At 72.3% G+C, this 23,997-nt stretch carries 15 protein-coding genes; 6 read left to right on the forward strand and 9 right to left on the reverse strand.

The annotated features are described in order from the left end of the window. Window positions 1–135: 135 nt before the first annotated feature. From ACIBMZ_RS23540 to ACIBMZ_RS23565, 6 genes are all read right to left on the reverse strand, one after another. Window positions 136–897 (reverse strand): hypothetical protein, encoded by a 762-nt coding sequence (locus ACIBMZ_RS23540; protein WP_396697184.1) that lies wholly within the window; start codon window positions 895–897, stop codon window positions 136–138. Between the two features lie 222 nt (window positions 898–1,119). Further along, on the reverse strand, window positions 1,120–1,983 hold the full coding sequence (locus ACIBMZ_RS23545; protein ID WP_396697186.1) for an alpha/beta fold hydrolase: 864 nt from the start codon (window positions 1,981–1,983) through the stop codon (window positions 1,120–1,122). 417 nt (window positions 1,984–2,400) lie between these two features. After that, window positions 2,401–2,871, reverse strand: a complete 471-nt coding sequence (locus ACIBMZ_RS23550) for an enediyne antibiotic chromoprotein (protein ID WP_396697188.1) — start codon at window positions 2,869–2,871, stop codon at window positions 2,401–2,403. A gap of 206 nt (window positions 2,872–3,077) precedes the next feature. Then, a complete protein-coding gene (locus ACIBMZ_RS23555; protein ID WP_396697190.1) occupies window positions 3,078–4,721 on the reverse strand; it encodes a (2,3-dihydroxybenzoyl)adenylate synthase in 1,644 nt (547 codons plus the stop codon). Beyond that, the gene (locus ACIBMZ_RS23560) at window positions 4,718–9,886 is read right to left on the reverse strand and encodes a type I polyketide synthase (RefSeq protein ID WP_396697192.1); all 5,169 of its coding nucleotides are present in this window, start codon (window positions 9,884–9,886) and stop codon (window positions 4,718–4,720) included. The genes ACIBMZ_RS23555 and ACIBMZ_RS23560 overlap by 4 nt, the downstream gene beginning before the upstream one ends. Window positions 9,887–9,940: 54 nt before the next feature. Beyond that, a complete protein-coding gene (locus tag ACIBMZ_RS23565) occupies window positions 9,941–10,987 on the reverse strand; it encodes a methyltransferase (protein WP_396697194.1) in 1,047 nt (348 codons plus the stop codon). 278 nt (window positions 10,988–11,265) lie between these two features. Here ACIBMZ_RS23565 and ACIBMZ_RS23570 point away from each other — a divergent pair, with 278 nt between their 5' ends. Then, window positions 11,266–13,086, forward strand: coding sequence for an FAD-dependent monooxygenase (locus ACIBMZ_RS23570; RefSeq protein ID WP_396697197.1), 1,821 nt, complete (start codon window positions 11,266–11,268; stop codon window positions 13,084–13,086). A gap of 61 nt (window positions 13,087–13,147) precedes the next feature. On the opposite strand, the gene ACIBMZ_RS23575 is transcribed toward ACIBMZ_RS23570, so the two are convergent. The 3 genes from ACIBMZ_RS23575 to ACIBMZ_RS23585 all read right to left on the reverse strand — a co-directional run bounded on the left by ACIBMZ_RS23575 (window position 13,148) and on the right by ACIBMZ_RS23585 (window position 15,059). Continuing rightward, a complete protein-coding gene (locus ACIBMZ_RS23575) occupies window positions 13,148–14,197 on the reverse strand; it encodes an alpha/beta fold hydrolase (RefSeq protein ID WP_396697199.1) in 1,050 nt (349 codons plus the stop codon). 328 nt (window positions 14,198–14,525) lie between these two features. Then, window positions 14,526–14,723, reverse strand: coding sequence for a hypothetical protein (locus ACIBMZ_RS23580; protein WP_396697201.1), 198 nt, complete (start codon window positions 14,721–14,723; stop codon window positions 14,526–14,528). Between the two features lie 57 nt (window positions 14,724–14,780). Then, window positions 14,781–15,059, reverse strand: coding sequence for a phosphopantetheine-binding protein (locus tag ACIBMZ_RS23585; RefSeq protein ID WP_396697203.1), 279 nt, complete (start codon window positions 15,057–15,059; stop codon window positions 14,781–14,783). Between the two features lie 185 nt (window positions 15,060–15,244). On the opposite strand from ACIBMZ_RS23585, the gene ACIBMZ_RS23590 reads away from it, so the two are divergent. The 5 genes from ACIBMZ_RS23590 (at window position 15,245) to ACIBMZ_RS23610 (ending at window position 23,979) form a co-directional block, all read left to right on the forward strand. Next, window positions 15,245–17,932 (forward strand): AMP-binding protein, encoded by a 2,688-nt coding sequence (locus tag ACIBMZ_RS23590; protein ID WP_396697205.1) that lies wholly within the window; start codon window positions 15,245–15,247, stop codon window positions 17,930–17,932. Then, window positions 17,925–19,535 carry a tyrosine 2,3-aminomutase gene (gene cmdF, locus ACIBMZ_RS23595; RefSeq protein WP_396697207.1) on the forward strand — a complete coding sequence of 537 codons (1,611 nt, stop codon included), beginning with the start codon at window positions 17,925–17,927 and terminating at the stop codon, window positions 19,533–19,535. The genes ACIBMZ_RS23590 and cmdF overlap by 8 nt, the downstream gene beginning before the upstream one ends. 34 nt (window positions 19,536–19,569) lie before the next feature. After that, complete coding sequence (locus tag ACIBMZ_RS23600; protein ID WP_396697209.1) at window positions 19,570–21,108, forward strand: tryptophan 7-halogenase; 1,539 nt, start codon at window positions 19,570–19,572, stop codon at window positions 21,106–21,108. Further along, complete coding sequence (locus ACIBMZ_RS23605; RefSeq protein WP_396697211.1) at window positions 21,095–22,492, forward strand: condensation domain-containing protein; 1,398 nt, start codon at window positions 21,095–21,097, stop codon at window positions 22,490–22,492. The genes ACIBMZ_RS23600 and ACIBMZ_RS23605 overlap by 14 nt, the downstream gene beginning before the upstream one ends. Window positions 22,493–22,560: 68 nt before the next feature. Continuing rightward, window positions 22,561–23,979: a nucleotide disphospho-sugar-binding domain-containing protein gene (locus ACIBMZ_RS23610; protein ID WP_396697212.1), complete on the forward strand. Its 1,419-nt coding sequence runs from the start codon at window positions 22,561–22,563 to the stop codon at window positions 23,977–23,979. The last annotated feature ends 18 nt before the right edge of the window (window positions 23,980–23,997 follow it).

The following is a 23,997-nucleotide window of genomic DNA, read 5'->3' on the forward strand; positions in this document are numbered from 1 at the left end:
CCGCGGGCGGTGGGCGCCGCCCTCGGGGGCGCGGTCGGCGCCCGGGCGCCCGTCTGCCCCGCCCGCCCCCCCCCCCGCCCCGCGGGGCGGGGGGGGGGGGGGCCCCCCCCACGACCTGGGAGGGCGACGGTGGGATCAGCGCAGGGCCAGGGCCCGCTGGTGGACGGTGCTGACCGAGTTGACGGCGAGCTGCTTGGTCGGCTCGACCGACCAGATCAGCAGGTCACCGTTGGCGGCCAGGGTGAGCTGGGCGTCGCACTCGGCGACCGACTGCACCGACTTGTCCGACGACGACGGGTTGGACCAGGGCAGGACGGTGGTGAGGGTCGAGGCGAAGGTGCGGGCACCGCGCAGCGCCGGCGCCTCGTGCTCCGCGTAGGAGATGGTGCCGTTCAGCGGCGTACCGTTGCCGGTGTCCAGCTTGATGGTGCCGGCGCTGCAGGTACGCAGCACCTTCGCCACCTTGTCGATCGCCGCGCTGGCACCGCCGGGGATCTGGAAGACGGCGGTCATGAAGTACCGCTGGAGGCTCTCCGGCGCGGCGGCCTGCGACCGCTCGCCAGCGTGCATGTACCCCTCGATCCCGCGCAGATCGCCCAGGGCGCTGGTCATCTCCAGGCAGGCACGGGGCTCGGAGGTCATGCCGGGCCCGGTGCCGAACTGCCCGGTGGCGACTGCCTCCGCGATGGTGACCGTGGGGTGAACGATGGATGCGGTCTTGCGCTGTTCGCTCTCCGGCACCAGGATCTGCCGGAGATCTTCGTTGCTGAACTCGGTCTGGGCGACCACGGCCTGCTGGGAGCCGGCGGTGGCTGCCCCGTTCCCCGCGAGGAACAGCGCGGTCAGGGCGGCCAGTGCCACCGCGGTGAGGGTGACTACGGTTCGCTTCTTACGCATGTTGTTCTCCATGTCGAAATGGTGGTTCGTGATCTCGGAAATACTCCTCGATCACCGAGGCGTAACGTCGCCCTCCCCTTTCTGGCGCCTCGTGAAATCAGTATGTCGGAACCCGAGACACGCTCCGCCTCCCGTAGTGCGGAGCGGTCGAGACCGGCAAATGCAGGTGATACGAAACGGTCGTGTATCGGGTTCGCCACCGCACCACCGATGCGCTACCGGCTAGGGACGGTCGATCGAGTGCTCCCCGGCCCGACCCAGAACGTCGGCGAGCCGGTCGGCGAACTCGTACGGGTGGGTGACGTGTCCGACGTGACCGCCGGGGAAGTCGATCAGCGCGAGACCGAGCAGCCGGGCCAGAGCCTGGTTCGGGCGGTAGGCGAACTGCTCCCGCGACGTACTGCCGCCGGCCAGCACCAACCGCGCCGCGTACCGGCGCAGCAGCTCCAGGTCGGGCCGGTACGCCGGAAAGCTGCGGGTCTCGTGTTCGAACCAGAACACCTGGTTGCGGTGGAGCCGGGCCTGGAGCTGCGCGAGCTGATCCGGTGGGAGCCGGGCGTCCTCCGGCGGCCGTGTCTCGCCCGCCAGGCCCACGTGGTCGCGGAACAACTCCCGGGCGGCCTCGCCGCCACGCTCGCGATAGGTGAGGTACAGGTCGTCGTAGAACCCGAGCCAGTGCGCGGCGTCGGGCAGGATCGACACGAGTGGCGGTTCGTGCACGACCACGGTGCGCAGGCGGTGCGGGTGGGCCTGCAGCAGAGCCAGCCCCACGATGCCTCCCGAGCAGGTGCCGAACACGTCCGCCGGTCCGTCGGCGAGATGGTCCAACAGATGGCGGGCATCCCGGGCGTCCACCTCGACACGACGATCGTCGACGACCGGATCGAAGACCGGGCTTCGGGAGAAACCCCGCCGGTCGTAGGTGATCACCGTGTACCGCGTCGCCAGGCTGCCCGCCAAGGGGCCGAACGGGGTGGCGTCGCCGTTGCCGGTGGGGATGCAGAGCAGCGGCGGACCGTCGCCGCGGACCTCGAAGTACAACTGGGCGCCGGGGACCTCGAGGGTGCCGTACCGGACCGGACGCATGTGGACCTCCTGAGTCGGACGCCGGGCGCGCCTGCACCGGTTGCGTCGGCGAGCCACGACGCCCGCACCGAGCGGCAGCGGTACGGGCCTGGTCGTCCATCTCGCAGGAGGGGTGACGCCGGCCTCGGGTGGTCCGTCCGCGCAGGCGCGGATCCGGCGGGGTGACGTCGACGCGCGCGACGAGTCGTGGGTCCGACGGTAGGGCGCACCGCCGTGGCCGGCATCTCCGTGCGTGCGGCCGGTCGCAGATCGGTCGGCGGCCTCAATGGTCCGCTCGAATGACCCGACGCAGCTTCCGATCTGATGAAAGGTGCGCCAAGAACTGTCATACGGGGTGCGTGGACTGATTAGACGGAAGGTCGAATGGGACTGTTCCGGATCGCGCTCGAAGCGCGATCCGGAACAATCTGCGTGTGACTACTGGAATGAGATCTCGGCGCCCGCGCCCTCGCCGAAGTCATTGAACATCCCGATGCCGCACGGCGCCTTGTTGCAGTCGACGACCCCCCACGGCGTGCCGTCCGGGCCGAGCGTGCCCTGGTAGATGTGGCGCACCGCCAGCCTGGCGGAGAGCGTGCCGGACGTGGTCGTGCTGACGTCGATGGTCTCGCCCCCGTTGCAGGGCATGGCGTCGTCGACGATCGCGCACTGGCCGATGTGGAAGACGCTGCTCGGGCGCAGGCCGGTGGCGTTGACGGTGACCACCTGGCCGTCGGCGAGGCCGGTTGCCGGGGTGACGGTGACCGTCGGGACGGCGGGTGCGGGGGCCTCGCCGGGCGTGGTCGGGGCGCCGACGGCCGGCACCGGCCCGGCGACGGAGAAGGCGAGGGCCGCCACCGCGCCGGCGCCGAGGAGGGACAGGGTGCGTTTCCGGTCTCTGGCGAACACGTGATGCTCCATTTCTTGAATGCGGGCACAATTCTGCGGGGACCGGTCGTTTCCGTTCCCGAGGGAACGGGTGACGTGACTCGACAGAACATGGGCACCCGTGTCGTGATGCATCGTCGTCCGTCGAGCCGCTTCAAGAGCGCTCTGACAGTTATGACGATGCATCTACCCGCGACTGAGCGGTCCCGGGCGGGAAATTCCAGCGATCATGCGCGAGGCGTCAACATCAGCCGCAGCGCCTTCTTGTCCGGCTTGCCGACCGGAGTGTGCGGCAGCTCGTCCACCACGACGAGGCGCTCCGGCACCTTGAACGCGGCGAGGCCGCGAACGGTCAGCGCCCCGGCCAACTGGCGCAGTGTCAGCCTGCGCCCGGGATGCAGCCGGACGAAGAGACAGAGCCGTTCGCCGACCGCCGGATCGGGCATCGCCACGGCCGCGACCTCGGCGATCTCCGGCAGTTCCAGCGCGAGGGCCTCGACCTCACCGGCGGAGATCTTCTCGCCCGCCCGGTTGATCATGTCCTTGATCCGTCCGCAGACGACGACATCGCCGTCCCCGGTGAGCCGGACCAGATCGCCGGTGCGGTACCAGCCCGTGGCGGTGTAGGAGACGGCGTTCTGCTCGGGTGCCCGGTAGTAACCGCGCGGCGTGTACGGGCCACGGGTGAGCAGCTCACCGCAGACACCGGGGTCGACCGGTCGTTCGGTGTCGGGCTCCACCACCAACAACTCGTCGAAGGGGCTGAGCGGTCGACCCTGCGTGTGGTGCGCGATCTCGGGCGGCGCGCCGATCGGTGTGTAGCAGACCAGACCCTCCGCCATGCCGTAGACCTGCTGCACCTCACACCCGAGGGCGGAACCGAGCGCCGAGGCGAGTTCGGGAGCGAACATCGCCCCACCGACGTGGACGTGCCGCAGGCTGGACAGGTCCCGGCCGCAGTCGGCCGCAGCCGTCCAGGAGATCGCCACCGCCGGTACCAGTGAGGTCGCCGTGACCCGCTCCGCCTCGATGGCGGCGAACGCCGGTCCCGGACGGGGAGACGGCAACAGGACCACCCGCCCTCCGCTGTACAGCGTCCCGAGCACCCCCGGGTTCGCCAGCGGAAAGTTGTGCCCCACCGGCAGCACCGCCAGGTAGACGGTGTCCCGCCCGAAGCGGCACACGTCGGCGCACCGCCGCAGGTTGTACTCGTAGTCGTCGTGGGTGCGGGCGATCACCTTCGGCACCGCCGTGGTGCCGCCGGAGAGCAGGAACAGCGCCACGTCGCCACCGGCCGGCGCGCACGCGTCCAGCCGGCGACGTCGTGCCTCGACGTCGCCGTCGGCCCGCAACAGCGCCCGCCCGTCGACCCCGAGCGTGCGGACATCGTCACCGAAGACGAACACGGAGGTCGGGCCGGGCAACCCCGCCACCACCCGGTACGCGAGCGCCTGGTGGTCGTAGTCGCGCCAACGGTCGGGCACCACCAACGCCCGGACGTCGACGTGCGCGGCGATCGCGGACAGCTCGTGCTCGCGGTGCTGCGGCAGCATCATCACCGGAGCCACCCCGAGCCGGAAGCAGGCGAGCATGACGACCACCAGTTCCCAGCAGTTCGGTAGCTGCAGCAGCACCCGGTGACCCTGGCGCAGCCCGTGCTCGCTGAGGTGCTCGGCCAGCCCATCGGCCAACTCGGCCAGCTCCCGGTAGGTCACCCGGCGGGGGCCGTCGACGACCGCGACCTGATCACCCCACCGGTCCGCCCACTCCCACAGGTGGGCACCGAGCGGGCGGCCACGCCAGCACTCCGCCATCCGATAGGCGTACGCCAGATCCTCCGGCCAGGGTACGAGCCCGTCGTCGGTCGTCATCGCGTGCTCCTCCAAGCGGTGGTGTTCGAAAGTCGATCCGCCAGGTACTCCGCCATCGCCTCGACCGTCGGCCGGTCCCACAGCAGGGTGGCCGGCAGCGCGAGGTGGAACTCCCGCTCCAGGGCCGCCCGGACCCGGGTGGTCATCACCGAGTCCAGGCCCATCTCCGACAGCGGGCGGAGCGGGTCGATCTCACTGCGAGGCAGCCGTGTCTCGTCGGCGACCTGGGCGCTGATCCGGTCCCGCAGATGTGCATGGAGCGCGGTGTCGTCCAGTCCGGCCCACGGCGGGCCGCCACCGTCCGACGCGCTGTGCGGTCCGTCCTCGCCGGACAGCTCGCCGAGCAGCGGCGGTCGGTGACCACCGGCGGTCGGCGGGAGCACCCGCAACACGACCGGCTCGCCCAGATCATGTCGGTGCGCCTGCTCCCACGCGGCGAACGCCTCGGCGACGCTGACGTCGGCAGCGCCTCGCGCGGCGAGTTCCGTGTCGATGACGGCGCTGGAGGTGGACATCCCGAGCCCACGCCAGGAGGTCCACCGAATGCTCCTCGTCCCGGTGTCACCAGCCGCACGCCGGTGGCGGGCGAGGCAGTCCAGGAAGGCGTTGCCCGCGGCGTAGCTGCCCTGACCGGGCAGGCCGAGAAGCTGGCCCACCGAGGAGAACGACACGAAGAAGTCGAGGCTGCCCGGCGGAAAGAGCGCATGCAGGGTCAGTGCGGCCACCTTGGGCCGCAGCACCCGTCGCAGCGAGGATTCGTCGAGAGTGTCGATGGTGCGGTCGTCCAGCACACCGGCCGCGTGCACCACCCCGCGAATCGGCGGCAGCCCGTACGCGGCGGGTCGCAGCAGCCGCACGGCCTCCTGCGCGTCGGCGATGTCGCACGGCACGACGACGACGGTCACCCCGGCCCGCTCCAGTGCCCGCACGGTCCGTACCGCCGCGCGTTGCCCCGGGTCGGTCAGCCCGTCCCACGTCTCGCGCGAGGGCAGGCCGCGCCGTCCGGTCAGGACGATGCGGCGGGCGCCCCGGTCGGCCAGCCACGCGGCCACCTCCAGCCCCAGCGCCCCCAGGCCACCGGTGATCAGGTACGTGCCGTCGGGACGGCAGGCCAACGACGGCGCGAGGGGTCCATCGGTGACCGCCCGCAGCCGGGGGACCAGCGCCTCGCCCCCGCCCACCGCCACCAGGTCCTCACCATGGCCGGCGCCGACCAGGGCGACGAGGGTGGACAGGTCGCGTCGGTCGGCACCGACGTCGATGACGCCACCCCAGCTCTCGGGCCGTTCGCTGCCGATCACCCGACCCAATCCCCACAGCGCGCCGTGACCGAGCGCGCTGTGCCGGTCGCCGGATCGGACACCCCGCGTCACACACCACAGGCGGGCACCCTGCCCGGTCGCGACCCGGCGCGCGGTCCGGGTCAGCAACCACGCGTTCGCCGCGACCAGCTCGGCCACGTCGTCGGTGGCCGCCTCGGCGGGTACCACCAGGACGGCCCGGCCGTCGAGCAGTTCGTCGCCGACGATCTGGTCCGGGTCGGTGACCTGCCGGCAGCGGACGCCGTGCGCGACCATCTGTGCGGCCAGATCGTCGCCGAGTGGGGACCTCGGGCCGACCAGGACCGCCCCGTCCGGCGGAGGGCCGAGTAGGTGCGGCGCCGGCCGCCAGGCGGTGTCGTAGAGCACCGGGGTGCGGTCGTCGAGTCGCGCCACGTCCTGGTCGAGCAGTCCGTAGCGCAGGCCGGTCAGCCGGCCGACCACCTCGTCGTGGACGTTGACCAGTTCCACGTCGACGACGTCCGCACCCCGACGCCGGACGGTGATCCGGGCCTGGGCGACCGCGGTCGGGCAGAGCGTGACCCGGGCGACGGACGCCGGCATCCGCAACACCGGCGGCCCGGGGAAGACCACCGACGCGATCGACAACGCGGCGTCCAGGATCGGTGCCCAGCCCGCAGCGTCGGGGGCATCGTCGACATCGACGACGCCGACCAGGCCGTCGGAGGTCTGGCCGAGACGGCGCACGGTCCACGAGAAACCCATCGCGGCGACGCCGAGGTCGGCCAGCCGCTCCACGACGTGCCTCTCGTCGAGGGGGCCGGTCACCGTGGACGGCGGCTCGGGGGGCCCCGGCAGACCGGCGTACGGGTCAGCGGCGGCGGAGGTGTGTGTCAGCCAGCCCGCGTCCTCATCCGGGTCCTCGCCGAGCACACGGGAGCTCAGCCGCAGTTCCTCGCCCTGCCGGACGACCTGCACCGCCCGGGGCCGGGTCACGCTGACCGGCGTCCGCAGGAGGACGTCCACCAGGTCCCACCAGCCTCGCCCGGTCGAGGCGGCGGCGAGGAGGGTGGTCAGCAGCACCGCGGCGGGCACGATCTCCACGCCACGGACCGGGTGCTCACCGGGGTACGGGCGGCTCCCCTGGTCCAGGCGCGTCAGCCAGACGTCGGCGGGGAAGGCGCCCCGGACCACCGTCCGCCTGCCGAGCAGCGTGTGACCGGCACGGTCGGGGCCGCTCCCGGCGGTGGGCGGCGGTGGCTCCACCGCCCAGTGCCGGCTGCGCTGCCAGGCCGGCGTGGGCAGGTCGGTCAGCCCACCGTCGGGCCACAACGCCGACCAGTCCACCTCCGCGCCACAACCGTAGAGCTCGCCCAGACCGGTCAGCAGCGCCTCCCGGCCGGCGCCGCCCCGACGCAGCGAGTACACCACCCGGGTGTCGGCGACCGGCAACGACGCCAGCGTGTCGTCGATCGAGTGAGCCACGACCGGGTGCCCGGAGATCTCCAGGAACAGGCGGTGACCGTCCTCGGTGGCGGCGGTCACCGCCGGGGCGAAGCGGACGGCGTCCCGCAGGTTGCGTGCCCAGTAGCCGCCGTCCCGAGGTGCGGCCGAGCGGGCGTCCGCGAGCGCGGTCGTGTAGACCGGTGTGTGGGCGCCGGTGGGGCGCAGGTCGGCCGCCGCGGCCCGCAGCCGGTCCAGCAGCGGGTCCATCTGCGGACTGTGGAAGGCCACGTCGGACCTGATCGGCCTGACCCGCGCCCCGGCGTCCCGCCAACGCTCGGCGACGTCGTGGACCGCCGCGACGTCGCCGGAGAGAACACACGCGCGGGGTGCGGCGTCGATCGCCACGACCACGTCGCAGCGCCCCCGCAGCCGTCGCCGTGCCTCGTCGGCCGGGACGTCGACGAGCACCATCGCGCCGGCCCCGGCGACGTCGCGCAACAGCGTGGAGCGGCGGCAGACGAGCCGGGCACCCTGGTCGAGGGTGAGCATCCCGGCGGTCACCGCCGCCGCGATCTCGCCGACGGAGTGACCGATCACGGCGGCGGGCCGCAGCCCGAGCGACCGCCAGGTGGCAGCCAGTGCGACCTGCACGGCGAAGATCATCGGCTGGACCACGTCCACCGGCTGGGCCCGGTCGTCGAACAGCGCGGACCGGGGCGTCCACCCGACCTCGGACCGGAAGACCGGGTCGAGCCGGTCCAGGACATCGGCGAACGCCGGGGTGTCCTCGACCAGGTCGCGGCCGACCCCGGTCCAGTGCGAGCCGTGCCCGGAGAAGACCCAGACGGCTCCCCGGTCGCCGCCCGGTGCGGGGTCGGCGACACCCCTGCGTCCGGCCGGCGTGATCTCCCGGAGCCGGTCGACCAGCGCGGACCGCCCGGCGGCGACGACCGCGGCACGGTAGGGCAGATGCCCGCGCCGCCGGGCGAGGGTGTGCCCGACGTCGACGATGGACGGCGCCGGACCCGTCTCGAGGCGGGTGGCCAGGCGCTCGGCGTACTGCCGCAGGGCGGCGGGGGACGCGCCGGACAACGGGTACAGGCGGGGACCGCCCGGCCCCGGTCGCCCGGTCTGTTCGGGTGCCGCGTCGGATTCCTCGATGACCAGGTGGGCGATGGTGCCGCCGTACCCGTATCCGGAGACCGCCGCCCGCCGCGGGTGCGCCCGACGCTGCCAGGGCGTCACCTCCCGGACCACCCGCATTCCGCAGGACTCCCAGTCCACGGCCGGGTTGGGGTGGGTGACCCCCAGGCTCGGCGGCAGGTGTCCGTGCCGCAGGGCGAGCACCGTCTTGATGACGCCGGCGACGCCCGCGCCGGCCTCCAGGTGGCCGATGTTCGGCTTCACCGAACCGATCAGCAGCGGTCGGGCGGCTTCCCGCCCGACGCCGTAGACCTGCGCCAGCGCCGCAGCCTCCAGCGGATCGCCCACCGGCGTGCCCGTGCCGTGCGCCTCGACGTAGTCGACGGTGTGCGGGTCCACACCGGCGTCGCGGCAGGCCCGGCGCATCAGCTCGGCCTGGGCTGCCCCGTTCGGGGCCATGATGCCGTTCGTCCGACCGTCCTGGCGGACGGCGCTGCCGCGCAGCACCGCCAGAATCCGATCTCCGTCACGGCGGGCGTCGGCGAGGCGCTTGAGCACCACCACACCTCCGCCCTCGCCCCGGCCGTAGCCGTCCGCACCGGCGTCGAAGGACTTGCATCGCCCGTTCGGCGCGGTCGCCCCGGCCGCGTCGAGGACCAGGGTGAGACCGGGGGCAGCCATCACCAGCACCCCTCCGGCCAGGGCGAGGTCACACTCGCGGGCACGCAGGGCCTGCGCCGCCAGGTGGATGGCGACCAGCGAGGAGGAACAGGCGGTGTCCACGGTCATGCTCGGTCCGTGCAGGTCCAGCACGTAGGAGACCCGGTTGGCCACCGCGCAGTACGCGCCGCCGATCCCGGTCCACGCCTCGATGCGGGGCAGGTCCTCCAGCAGCCGCCGACCGTAGTCGTCCGCGCCCACCCCCATGAAGACGCCGGTGTCGCCACCGGCCAACCCGCGCGGCGGGATTCCGGCGTGCTCCAGCGCCTCCCAGGCCAGCTCCAGCACGATCCGTTGCTGCGGATCGATCAGCGCCGCCTCCCGAGGCGTGATGTCGAAGAAGTCGGCGTCGAAGCCGGCGATGTCGGTCAGGAAGGAGCCGTACCCCGTCGCCCTCGCGACCGCCTGCGCATGTTCGGGACCCTGACGGGCGTACCAACTCCAGCGGTCGGCGGGGATCGGCCCGGCGGTGTCGCGGCCGTCGCGCAGCAACGCCCAGAACCGTTCGGGTGAATCGACGTCACCGGCGAAGCGACATGCCATACCCACCAACGCGATGGGCTCGGACGAGGTCATAACAGCTCCTTGACGCGTGACGGGGCACCGGAAGCGGCGTACGGAGGTCGGCGCCTATCGGCGGCCGACGACGAGCGCGTGGCCGAACCCCATGTCCTCGTGCCGTTCGACCTCGGCGAAACCCGCGTCCAGGAGTGCCTGTTCCATGTCCGCGGCGGAGTAGGCCATCCCCTCGCCGGAGGCGAGAGTCAGGAAGTAGGGGGAGACCAGCCCGGCACTCATCGGGCCGGTTCCCGCGTCGTCGGAGACGAAGTTGTAGACGAGGCACACGCCCCCGTCCGGCAACGCGGCCCGGCACCGACGCAGCAACGCGGTGTTCCGCGCCCGGGACCAGATCTCGAAGATGTGGAAGACCAGGACGGCGTCCGCCCCGGCGGGCAGTGGCTCGGCCATGATGTCGCCGGTGTGGAAGCGGATCCGCCGCCGCAGATCCGGATCGTCGATGCGGTCGGCGGCGAGTCGGGTGACGCTCTCCTGGTCGAAGACGGTGATCGTGAGGTGCGGGTAGCGCTGCGCGAGGTGGATGGCGTTGGTCCCGTCGCCACCCCCGACGTCGATCGCGTGCCGGACCGCGCTGAGGTCGTAGCGGTCCAGCAGCGGGGTGATCGCCTTGCGTGAGGCGTCTCCCATGTTCGCGTAGAAGACCCGCTGCAGATCGGGGTGTGCGGTGAGTCGCTCGTAGACGGTGGCCCCGGGCCCGGTCAGGTGGCGCAGGCCGACGTTGGTGCCGCGCCGGACGGACTCGGCCAGGTCGGGCAGCGCCGGGTTGATCACCTTGGCCTGTACGTCGACCAGGGGGCCGAGGTAGCGGGGACCGGAGCGCAGCAGCTTGCGGCGGGTCATCCCGGCGTTGACGTACGCGTCGCCGCACTTGTCCACCAGGCGCAGCGCACAGAGTCCGAGCAGCATCACCCGGGCCGGCTGGACCTCGATGTCCAGCGCCTGCGCCAACCGGGCGGGATCGGCTCCACCGCAGTCCTCCAGGTGCTCGAAGATCCCCAACTCCAGCGCGGTACGGAGTAGCTCGAACGCGGTGCTGCCGTGTGCCAGCAGCCGGAGGTAGTCGGCCTCCGTCACTGCGACGTCTCGATCGGTGCCCATGGTTCTCCTCTCCGCCGACGCCGGGCGGTCCGACCGGACCTCCCGGTGATGCGGTGGCTGCGGGGACGCCCCGATCGTGGTCGCGGCGGCGACGGCCCGGCATCTCCGTGCGTGCGCGCCCGGCGCCGCGACGTGACCGCCGCCCACGGCGCGGGCCAGCGCACGACGGAAGGTGTGTCCCCACAGTCGGCACTGCCAGCATCGGGATCAGGCCGGGCCGCGCCTGTGCGGGAAGGGGAGGCGGCCCGGCCGTCTTCCCATCGGCACTGTGGAGGGACATGGGTACACGGCGGGTGGCGATAATCGGTGCCGGTCCGGCGGGACTCTTCCTCGGCCGGCTGCTGGGCCTGGCGATGCGAGCCACGGTGGTCGACGTCTACGAGCGTGCCGCCCCCGGAGGGGCCGGCGGCTTCGGCATCACCCTGTCGGATCGGACGATGCGGCAACTGGCGGCCGGCGACCGGACGGTGGCCGAGCAGATCGGGCGGGCCGCCCGGCCACTGTCCGGTATCGAGCTGCGGCTGCCGGGCCGACGGCTGCGCTACGACGGCTTCCCGGTCGTCACGGTCTCCCGCACCTCCCTGCTGGCCGTGCTCACCGAACAGGCACGGCAGGTCGGCGTGCGGGTGCACCACGGGTGTGACGTCGACGCCGACGACCTCGACGCCGACGTGGTCGTGCTCGCCGACGGGGCCCGCTCGGCGAACCGCGCGGCGCGGTCGGCGACTTTCGGCACGACCGTCCGGACCGGCCTCGCCCGCTTCATCTGGCTGGGCACCGACGCCGACCTCGGCGATGCCGCGACGATGTTCTTCGTGCCGACCGAGTACGGGTCGATGGCCGCGCACGCGTACTCCTGTGGCGGTGGCCCGAGCACCGTGGTGGTCGAGATGGACGAGGGCACCTGGCGCCGGGCCGGTCTGCACCAGCCGGGTCACGGCGGCGCGGTGCCCGGCGAACTGGGCGAGACCGGACTGGCGCTGCTCGACGGCGTCTTCGCCGAGCGACTGGGTGGCGCGCTGATCGGCGACCGCCGCCGGTGGTCGCGCTTCTCGGTGGTGACCAACCGGCGCTGGTCGCACGGGAACCAGGTGTTGATCGGCGACGCCGCGCACACCGCGCACTTCACCGTCGCCTCGGGCACCTCGATGGCGCTCGCCGACGCACTCGCCCTGGCCGCGGCACTACGCAACCGGGACACCGTGGCCGAGGCCCTCGCCGGGTACGAGCGCCAGCGACGCCCTGCGGCGGTACGGATGCAGCGTCTGGCGGGCCCCAGCATGCGGTGGTGGGAGACGTACGGTCGCCGGATGCACCTGCCGGCGGCCCAGTTCGGGCTGCACTTCATCACCCGCACCACCGCGCTCAGCTATCTGGGGCTGCGGCGGCGCTGCCCGGTCCCACTCGACGCGGCGGAGGCGGTGTTCCGACAGTCCGCCGCCGGGGCGTCGGCCGCCCCGAATCCGGTCGGCTCCGTCACGATCGGCAGCGATCGAGCCGGCGCCCCTGCTTCGCCGCCCTCACCTTCCGGCCGCAACGCCGTCGCCGAGCCGTTCACCGACCACGGGTTGCGGCTCGCGCACCGGCTGCTCGGTGTGGGCCCGTCTCGGCCCGGATGCACCAGCGTGGGCGGGCCGCATCCGATGCCGGCGGGCTGGCTGCAACCGTGCCACGTCGCCGCCAGGTCGCCCGGACCCGGCTGGGACGCGGGCATCGAGGGCCGGCTGCTGGCCCCGGGTCGCCGCGCCCTGCGGTTCGTCGTCGTGGCGGTGACCGATCCGTGGGCCGACGACGAGACGTTGCGTGAGCTGTCCGGGCACCAACGCCGGGGAGTGGACGGTGTGCTGCTGCTGCCCGGTGAGCCCGGCTGGTGGGACCGGGCGACGGAACTCGGCGGCCGGGTCCGTACCGAACTGGGCCTCGTGGTGGCCGGCTGTGTGCCGGCTGACTGGTCGAGCGACCTGTGTCGCAGCGCCGCGGTCGACGCCTGGCCGGCCCGGATCCACCTGGCTCTCGTCTCGGCCCGGCTGGACCTGGTCGCGCAGTTGCCTCAGTCGGCAGCGGACCTGGCCGCACCCACCGTGTCCGACGAGACGTGACCTCGACTCGGGTCGCACTCCGGCCGTCACGTGCCCGCGTGACGGCCGGAGTGGCGAGCGCTCAGGCGGCGCAGGCGGCCAGGGCGGGGGGCGGCGGGCCGGCCGTCGCGCCGGTGAAGAGGTTCACGCAGGAGATCAGGAACTGCGGGTTCTCCTCCGGAATGAAGTGGCCGGAGTCGGGGGCGACGACCTCGCGGACGTCGTCGGCCACCTGGCGGAACGACTCCGCGACCGCCGGGCCGAAGGTCGCCGCCGACCCCACCGCCAGCACCGGCATCGGTAGCCGGCGGTGGGCGTTGGCCCGGTTGTTCTCGGCGTCTCCGCTGTACGCGCGGTAGTAGTTGTAGCCGGCGGTGCGGTCGGCGGGGTCCCGGTAGTAGCGGTAGTAGACGGTGCGGTCGATGGCGTCGCGGTTGACGCTGAAGTCGAAGATCATGCCCAGGTAGGTGGGGACGTCGTCGTTGTCGAGGATCCGCTCGGGAATCGGCGCGGGCGCCGCGTTGAACAGGAAGTGGAAACTCAGCGTGTAGGCGTCTTCGAGGCCGTAGCCGGAGAGCGTGGAGTCGAGCACCGCGATCCGGGAGACCTCGGTGGGGAACTCGCGGGCGTACGGGTGAGCGACGAGGACGCCGACGTCGTGCGCCAGGATCGACACCGTGCGGTGTCCGAGGGCGTGGACCGCCTGGCGGATGCGCTTGGCGGTGGTCACCTTGTCGTACCCGTCGGCGAAGTGGCTGGAGTCGCCCAGACCGGGCAGGTCGAATGCGACGACGGTGTGGTTGCGGGCCAGGGCCGGCATCACGTCGTGCCAGGCCCACCAGGTCTGTGGCCAGCCGTGCAGCAGCACCAGGACGGGCCCGCTGCCGCCGGTGACGTAGTGCAGTCGGCCGCCGTCGACGGCCACGGTGCCGTGCCGGAAGGACGGGTCGAACTTCGCCCGACCGGTCAGCGGCTCGCGGTACGGGTCGGCGGCTGCGGAACTGGACGCGCCGAGGGCGAGCAGGACCACCGCGGCCGCGACGGACGCGAGCACGCGTCGCCGCAGTGTTCGTCTCCGGTCACCCGGACCGCCGTCGTCGCGTCGTTCACGCCGCAGCACGGACAGAGTCATGGTGGCCCTTTCGTTGGTCGTTGCCCGGGGGAGTGCCCGAGGTCGCGGGTCGACGTCGAGGTCGGGGGCGCGTCGATTCCTCGGATCTACCGGAAGAAATGTGCCCGATCAGCGGAATGATGTGTCAAAGCGACAAGTCAGGTCGATAAGGTTGATCTTAGACGCGTTGCGTGGCCATCAGCAATGATCTATCCGTCTATCCGTCGCTGCCCCACCGGGTCGACATGGCGATCACGGGAACAAAGATGCGCCCCGACCGATGATTTTCGGTCGGGGCGGACGTCTACGGGTGATGGGAGCGGCTCCGGTGGCCGGATCGACGCGACAGTCAGGCAGCGACCACGGAATCCGCCTCCGCACAGTCCACCGTGGCCGACGGCGACTCCACGACGTACACCACGTCGTTGGTGCCGATGCCGCCCACGGCGAACCGGTCGAGCCACCGGTCGGCGCTGACCAGGTCGGCCACCTCGGTGAGCGTCTGGACATGTCCGGTCTCGATGTCGTACAGCCTGATGGACAGCATTACCTGGATCCTCCTTCCGGTGGGACGCCGGCTCGGGTGAACCCGGACCCGCGTCGATCAGCGTTCGTTTCGGGCACCCGCGACAACCAGGTCCGTGAAGGTCGCCAGATCCGGGTCCTCGAACAGGACCGCGACGTCGACCTCGATGCCGAGTTCCTCCTCGATCCGCCCGGTGATCCGGACGGCGGATATCGACTGTCCCTGCAACTCGAGGAAGGTCGCATCGCTCGACGCATCGTCACCAACGGCGAGCACATCGCGCCAGATGGCGCCGATCCGTTCACGTAACTCGGCTTCGTCCAGGACGGGCGGCACGATTCCCGGGGTCTCGTTCATGGGCTCCACTTCCAGCTCGCGCGCGGCTCTGCCTCCCATCGTGCGGGCTCGGACAGTGGCGGGCATCTCTGCGAATGCGCACTCCGGAAGACCGCTGCGCGCCGTCGGGTCGTTCCGGACCCGCGCGGTCGGCACCGCGCACGCCCAGAGATGCCCGCCCGTCGGCGCTTACCGAGACTTGCTGCGTGACGATCAACGTCCCCGTGCCGGAACCGGCGTCGCGCATCGACCCGGACCCGCTCGCCGCGGAGGTCCCCACCGCAGTCCGGGTGCGCCCGGCCGGCCCGCCGGCGTCGCTGCGCCGTGCGTACTGGGTCCGTGGCCCGCTCGACATCCACGCCCTACGGACCGCCTGGGCGCTGGTGCTCGACCGGCACGCGGCGCTGCGGAGGCCGCCGGCCGACCCCGATTCGCTCGTCCGGCTGGACGTACGGCACATCGCACCTCGGCACCACCGCATCGTCCTGGACGCCCATCCGACGGTGGCCGACCCCCGGTCGATGTCGATCCTGGCCGCCGACCTGTCGACGGCCTACGCCGAGGTCGTCGGGGGCACGCCGGTCCACGCCGTCGCCGCTCCGTCCGTCCGTCGGCCGGATGCCGCCGTCTCCGCCCCCGACGGTGAGGTGAACTTCGACTGGGGGGAGGAACTCGGGCGGCCCCTGCGGGACCTCGCCGCACGGGAGGGCACCGACACCGGCACGGCGCTGCTGGCCGGCTACCACCTCGTGCTGGCCCGGCACGGCGGGGACCAGGCGGCACCCGTCGCCGTCGCCGACGACCTGCGTCGACCGGGGCAGGAACGACTCGTCGGGCCGATGACCACCCTGTTGCCGCTCGACGGTCGGCCCGCCGACGCCGACACCTTCCGAACCTACCTGCGGCGGATGGCGCGCCGCCGACACACGGCCCGACAATCCCTTTCGTCGCCCGTACGCTGGCTGAGCGACGCCACCGCACCGGACCACGGCGACGGGCCACGCGCCAGCGTCCTCGCCGTCGCGGATCCGCCGGCCCCGCTGCGCCTGGCCGGAGCCACGGTCCGGGCGCTGCCGTCCCCGCTCCGCGCCCTCCCCGTCGACCTGCTCCTCACCGTCTCGTCGGGCGTCGCGGGCCTCACCGGCACACTCGGATCCCCCACCGACCGGATCGGTCGTCGGTGGATCGAGGGCCTCCTCGGGCAACTGCGCACCCTGCTGACCGCCGCGCTGCACGACCCCGACCAGCCGCTCAGCGACCTCCCCCTGGAGGACGCCGTGGACCAGGCAGCGACCCTGCGCGACGCCGACGCCACCCTGACACCCACGCCCGAGCCCGTGACCGAGCTGATCCGCCGGTGCCGCGACCGCTATCCGGACGCGCTGGCGGTGCGGAGCGAGGCGGGGAACCTGACGTACGCGGAACTGCTCGCCGGGGCGTCGGAGTCGGCGGCCCGGCTGACCGCCCGGGTACCGGTCGCCGGGCGAGCCGTGGCACTGCGCCTACCGATGGGCCCGACGCTGGTCCAGGCCGGTCTGGCGGTCCTCCTCGCCGGCGGTCATGTCACCTGGCTGGACCCGGGCGACGCGGGGGACCCCGTCCGGACACTCCTGGCCGACCTGCGCCCCGCCGCCCTGCTGGTCGGCGTCGAGACGGCCGGTGACCCGCTGGCCGAATGGTTCCGCACCGCCCAGGGCGGCCCCGTGCTGACGGCGGACGAGACGACCCACCTGTCCGGGCCACCGCCACCCGCGCCCGAGCCGGCCTCCACCGCCTACGTCGCGTTCACCTCCGGGTCGACCGGACGACCGAAGGGCGTGCCGCAGACCCACGCCGCCCTGGCGCAGTTCGCCACCTGGCTGGCGCACACCGCGCAACTGGGGCCCGGCAGCCGCGTGGCGCAGTGGGCGGTCGTCACACACGACCCGGCGCTGTGCGAGGTGGTCGCGGCGCTCACCTCGGGTGCCACCGTGGTCGCGGTGCCACCGCGGGTCCGGGTGCACCCGGAACGCTTCCTGCGCTGGATGGACCACGAGGGCATCACCATGCTGCAGACCGTGCCCAGCTTCGCCCGGGAACTGATGGCCGCCATCGACCGGGGAGCCGAGGTTCCGGCCCGGCTGGCCCACCTGTTCCTGATCGGGGAGTCGCTCGCCGTGACCCTGGCGAACCGGCTGCGCCGGGCGCTCACCGGCGTCCGGCTGTGGAATCTCTACGGCCCGACCGAGACGATCGCGGCAAGCGTGTACGAGATCGTGGCGCCGCTGCGCGGGCGACGCGTCCCGATCGGCCGACCGATACCCGGCCGGCAGGTCCTGGTCGTCGACGAGGCGGACCGCCTCTGCCCGGCCGGTGTACCTGGCGAGATCGTCGTGCGCAGCCGCCACGCCGCGTCGGGCTACCTACCGGTCGGCACCGACGACACGCCGTTCCGGCCACTGCCGGGACTGCCCCCGCCCCAGGACCCGGCCATCCGCTGCTACCGCACCGGCGACCTCGGCCGACGCCGTTTCGACGGCGAACTCGAATATCTCGGCCGCCGGGACCACCAGGTCAAACTCGCCGGTCAACGGGTCGAACTCGCCGGCCTGGAGGCAGGGCTGGCAGAGCATCCACTGGTCGCCGACTGCGCAGTGTCGCCGGTGACCGACCCGGACGGCCTGGTGAGCCGGCTGGTCGTCTTCGTGGTGCCGCGCCCGCCCGCGTCGCCGCCGGTGGTGACGCGGGAACTGCGCGCGCTGCTGCGCCGCCGTCATGGGCCGGTGAGCCGCCGTACCTCCTTCGTGCCGCTCGACCGGATCCCGCGCAACCCCGCCGGCAAGGTCGATCGCGCCCGGCTACCCGATCCCCGCACCGCCGACCACCCACGACGAATGGAAGACGAGCATGGCTGACAACGACAACGGCGCGACGCCGGTGCTCCTCGACGGCGCCGGACTCACCGTCGACGGCGTCCGGCAGGTGGCCGAACGGGGTACGCCCTGCGTGGTGCCGGCCGCCGCGTTGGCCCGCGTGGTGGCCAGCCGGCAGCGGTTCGAGGACATCGTCCGGCAGGGCGTGCCGGTCTACGGCGTGACCACCGGATACGGCGAGATGATCTACATGTTGGTGGACCACCCCAAGGAGGTGGAACTCCAGACGAACCTGGTCCGCAGCCACAGTGCCGGAGTCGGACCGTGCTTCTCCGAGGTGGAGGCCCGCGCCATCCTCGCCACCCGACTCAACGCCCTCGCCAAGGGCTACTCCGCGGTCCGCTCGGAACTGATCACCCGACTGGAGATGTACCTGAACCTCGGCATCACCCCGGCGATCCCCGAGATCGGCTCGCTGGGTGCCAGCGGCGACCTGGCACCCCTGTCACACATCGCCAGCACCCTGCTCGGTGAGGGGTACGTGCTGCGGGACGGTCAACCGGTGCCGACCGCCGGTGTGCTGTGGGAATACGGCATCGAGCCGCTGGAACTGCGCTTCAAGGAGGGCCTCGCCCTCATCAACGGCACCTCCGCGATGACCGGACTCGGTGCGCTGGTGCTCGGGCGGGCGGCCGACCAGGTCCGTCAGGCCGAGATCGTCGCCGCCCTGGTGATCGAGACGCTGCGGGGGTCGACCGGCCCGTTCCTCGCCGAGGGACATGACCTGGCCCGACCGCATCCCGGCCAGATCGATTCCGCGGCCAACCTGCGGGCCCTGCTCGACGGCAGCACGCTCACCGTCTCCCACCCGGACCTGCGCCGGCAGGTCGCCGAGGAATGGCAGCACGACCAGGCAGTCCAGCGCACCGACATCTACCTGCAGAAGGCGTACTCCCTGCGGGCGGTCCCGCAGGTGCTGGGCGCGGTCCGGGACACCCTCGCCCAGGCCCGCGCGACCGTCGAGATCGAACTCAACTCCGCCAACGACAACCCGCTCTTCTTCGGCAGCGGAGAGGTCTTCCACGGCGCCAACTTCCACGGTCAGCCGGTCGCCTTCGCGATGGACTACGTGACCATCGCCCTGACGCAGCTCGGAGTGCTCTCCGAACGGCGGACGAACCGGCTGCTCAACCGACACCTCAACTACGGCCTGCCGGAGTTCCTGGTGCTGGGTGAACCGGGACTGCACAGTGGCTTCGCCGGCGCGCAGTACCCGGCCACGGCACTGGTCGCGGAGAACCGCACGATCGGCCCGGCCAGCATCCACAGCATCCCGTCCAACGGCGACAACCAGGACATCGTCAGCATGGGCCTGATCAGCGCCCGCAACGCCCGCCGGGTCCTGACGAACAACGACACCATCCTGGCGGTGGAGCTGCTGGCCGCCGCCCAGGCGGCCGACGTGGCCGGACGCGCCGACGGCCTGGGCCCGGCCGGTCGAGCCGCCTACGAGTTCACCCGCTCCCTCGCTCCCACCCTCCACCAGGACCGATACATGGCCGACGACCTCACCGCCGTGGCGTCCGCACTGAGCCGCGGTGAGCTGCTCGACGCCGTGCTGCGCAGCGAGGTGGCCCTGCGCTGACCCCTGCCACCACAGAGATCACGGAGGACTTCACATGACCGACGACGAGTTCGACTACGACCTGATCGTGGTCGGTGGTGGACCCGGCGGCGCCACCGTCGCCACCCTGGTCGCGATGCAGGGGCACCGGGTCCTGCTGCTGGAGCGGGAGAGCTTCCCCCGCTACCAGATCGGCGAGTCGCTGCTGCCCTCGACCGTGCACGGCGTATGCCGGTTGATCGGCGTCGCCGACGAACTCGCCCGCGCCGGCTTCCCCCTCAAGCGGGGCGGCACCTTCCGCTGGGGCCGCAACCCCGAGCCGTGGACGTTCGCCTTCGCGATCTCCCCACGCTTCGCCAGCGACGCCACCGCTTACCAGGTCGAACGCATGACGTTCGACCAGATCCTGCTCGACAACGCCCGCCGCCGCGGCGTCACGGTCCGCGAACGGTGCGCCGTGGTCGACGTGCTGGAGGAGGGGGATCGGGTCTGCGGCGTCCGCTTCGACGACGAGGACGGTGTACGCCGGGAACTGCGCAGCCGGTACGTCGTGGACGCCTCCGGCCACCGCAGCCGCATCCACCACCGCATCGGCGGCGAACGGCACTACTCGGAGTTCTTCCGCAACCTCGCCCTCTTCGGCTACTTCGAGGGCGGCAAGCGGCTCCCCGCGCCCAACAGCGGCAACATCCTCGCCGTCGCCTTCCCCGGCGGCTGGTTCTGGTACATCCCCCTCAACGACACCCTCACCAGCGTCGGAGCCGTACTCCGGCCGGAGGCGCTGGACCGGGTCCGCGAGGGCGACCGGGAGACGGTGCTGCGCCGGCTCATCAGCGAGTGCCCGCTGATCGCCGAGTACCTGGCCGAGGCGACCCGGGTCACCGACGGCCCGTACGGCGAGGTGCGGGTCCGTAAGGACTACTCGTACCTCCACGACAGCTTCACCCGACCCGGAATGCTGCTCGTCGGTGACGCGGCCTGCTTCATCGACCCGGTCTTCTCCTCCGGCGTGCACCTGGCCACCTTCAGCGCACTGCTCGCCGCCCGCTCGATCAACACCTGCCTGGCCGGAGAGTTGGACGAGGCGGGCACCCTCCAGGAGTTCGAGACGCGCTACCGCCGCGAGTACGCCCTGTTCCACGACTTCCTCGTCGCGTTCTACGACATGGACCAGGACGAGGACTCGTACTTCTGGACCGCCAAGCGCCTCACCGACGACGACGTCGCCAGCTCGGTGCAGGCCTTCGTCCAACTCGTCGGCGGCGGGGGCTCGGGAGAGAGCGCGCTGCTCGACCCCGGTGCCTACCGACAGAACCGCAAGGAGGCGTTCCAGGAGCTGGCCGACGTCGTACAGAGCCCCGTCGACGTGCCGGGGGAGGACCGTGACCTGCTCGGGTCGAGCCTGCTCAAAGGCGTCCTCAGAGAAGGCGTCCGCGTACAGACCCAGGCGGCGCTGGGCGGCAACGTCGACGACCGACGCCCGCTGCGCCCCGGCGGGCTCATCCCGTCCGCCGACGGGATGCGGTGGCGCCGACCCGAACCGGAGGCCACCGGCGGATCGGCACTGCGGGGAGCCGGACATGAGGCGGGATGAGACCGGCGCGTCGTCGTCACTGTGGACCCTCCCGACCGACCTGACCACCACCGAGCCACGACCGGAACCGCCGCCGGGGCGCGTCGCCCTCTCCCGGCAGCAGGAGTTCCTCCACATGGTCGACGACGGCAGCGGCTCCGGGCCGTTCGGCCCGCACTACACCATCGTCGGCGGGTGGCGGATCCGTGGGCCGCTCGACGTGGCGGTGCTACGGAGCGCGCTGGCCGACGTGGTCGCCCGGCACGAGTCGCTGCGGACGATGATCGTCCGCGGCCCCGGCCCGCACCAACTCGTCCGCCCCCCGCAGGAGCCACACCTGCACGTCGAGGAGCTGCCGACCACCGGCACCGACCGGGAGCACGACGCGGAGATCCTGCTCAACGAGGTGGAGTCCCGGCCGGTCCCCGCGACGGAGTGCCCGAGCCTGCGGGCGCACCTGGGACGATTCGACCGCGAGGACGCCGTCCTCGTGCTCGCCGCCCACCACACCGGTGTCGATGGCTGGTCGATCCAGGTGGTGCTGCGGGACCTGGCACACTGCTACCGGGCCCGGCTCGCCGGACGCCCGCCCGAACTGCCGAAGGTCCGCCAGTACCGGGACTACGTACGGTGGCAGCGGCAGGCGGCCGACGGACCCGCCGTCGCCGCCGCCCGTCGCTACTGGGCCGACCACCTGCGCGACGCCGTGCTCACCCCGGTCCGGATCGACTGGCCACGTGGGCGGCACCAGGCCGACGGCACCGCGTGGTACCGCTTCCGGTTCGACCAGGACCTGGGCCGGCGGGTGCGGGCGTACGCAGCCGAGCGGCGCTGCACGCCCTTCATGGTGTTGGCGGCGGCACACGTACGGCAGCTCGCCGACGCCACCGGCCTCGACGAGGTCGTCATGCCCACCTTCACCCCGGGCCGCCGTCCCGCATGGACGGTCGACATGGTCGGCTCGTTCTTCAACCTGCTGCCGCTGCGGATCGCCACGCCGCCCGGTGGGCGCTTCGCCGACCTCGTCGACCGGGTCAGAGCCACCTGCCTGGCCGCCATCCGCCACGAGATCCCCTTCGTCGACCTGCTGGGGGTCGCGCCAGACCTGATGCGCGCCGCAGCCGACCAGGAACACGCCTCCTGCGTGTTCCAACTGGTGCAGTCCCCGTTCATGGCCGTCGACGAGCGCATCGGTGACCTCACCTACCGCGCCATGCGGCGCCGACTGCGGTCGCAGGAGTTCGGCTCGCAGATCCCGGACGGCGCGCTGTGGGCGGTGGAGTTCGACGCCACCGGCGGCATCGTCGGCAGCATCGGCTACCGCCGCAGTCAGTTCCGGGCCGACACGGTGGCCGCTCTGGTCGACGGCCACCACGACGTCCTGGACCGCGTGCTACCCGCCTGAGCGACGACGACCCGCCCGTCCCGAACCTTCGACCACCCCGTTCGACCGATCCCCGTACGAGGAGACACATGCGCATCCTGTTCGCCATCGACCCGTCGATCGCCCATCTGTACCCCATGGTGCCCACGGCGTGGGCGTTGCAGAGTGCCGGCCACGAGGTCCGGCTGGCCTCCCTTGCCTCCTTCGCCGACCAGATCGCCGCCACCGGGTTGACCCCGGTGCCGCTGGGCGACGCGGCCTGGGCCGCGCGGACCAGCGACGACCCGCTGGAGCCGAAGGGACATGTCGAGGCGGAACGCTATGCCGAGGTGCTCGGCCTCGACGCGGAGGAACGTGAGTACTGGTACCTCTTCTTCCAGTACCTGCTCACCCCGACTGCGGACTACCTGCGCCCGGACCGACCGGAGGCGCACGCTCTGATCGACTTCGCCCGCGCCTGGCGTCCGGACCTGGTGATCTGGGACCTCACCCAGGCCGCCGGCGCGATCGCGGCCCGGGTCAGCGGCGCGGCACACGCCCGGCTCGTCTTCGCCTATGATCCGGCGGGCTGGAGCCTCGACCGGCTCGCCGCCGGTCGACAGGCGCTCGTCGCGGCGGGCCTGGACGAGAACCCGCTGGCCACCCTGCTGCGTCCGCTCGCCGTCCGGTACGGCGTCCAGGTCGACGACGAACTGCTGACCGGTCAGTGGACCCTGGACACCGCCCCGCCCGGTCTCGAACTGCCGACCCGCACCCGCAGGGTGCCGCTGCGGTACGTGCCCTACAACGGTGCCGCCCCGGTGCCGGACTGGTTGCGGGTGCCGGCCCGACGGCCGAGGATCTGCCTGACCCTCGGCGAGTCCTACCGACGGTTCATCCGAGGCGACTGGAACCGCACGCCGATGCTGCTGGAAGCCCTGGCCGACCTCGACGTCGAGGTGGTGGCCACGCTCAACGGCGTGCAGTTGGACGGGTACCCACCACCGCCCAACGTGCGCCTGATGGACTACCTGCCGCTCAACCAGATCCTGCCCACCTGCGCGGCGGTCATCCACCACGGCGGCCTGGGTACCTTCCAGGCGGCCGTCGCCGCCCGGGTACCGCAGCTCGTCTGCGACACCCGCGACTCGATCCTCCTGGTGCGCGTGGAGGAGAATCCGGCGGAGACGACGGACGACACCGGCATCTACCGCTCCGGTGTCGAGTACGGCGTACGTGAGCTGGGCGCCCGTACGCAGCGGCCCACCGTACGCTGGGTGATGCCACCGAAGAAGCTCGAAGCGACCCCGGTGGCGAACTATGTCGTGTCCCGGGGTGCCGGCCTGCGACTGGACCACCAGACCCAGTCGGTGACGGAGCTGCGCGAGGCGATCCGGGCGGTGCTCGACGATCCGTCCTACCGGCGTGGCGCCGCGGCGATCTACGATGTCTGGCGGGCCATGCCCAGTCCGAACGACGTCGTGCCGGTCCTCGAGGGCCTCGCTGCCCACGCGCGGATCCGACGGTAGGTCAGTTCAGCCACCGCC

Origin of the sequence: Micromonospora sp. NPDC049900 (assembly GCF_044461025.1) — a bacterium.
In the GTDB taxonomy this organism is placed as follows: domain Bacteria; phylum Actinomycetota; class Actinomycetes; order Mycobacteriales; family Micromonosporaceae; genus Micromonospora.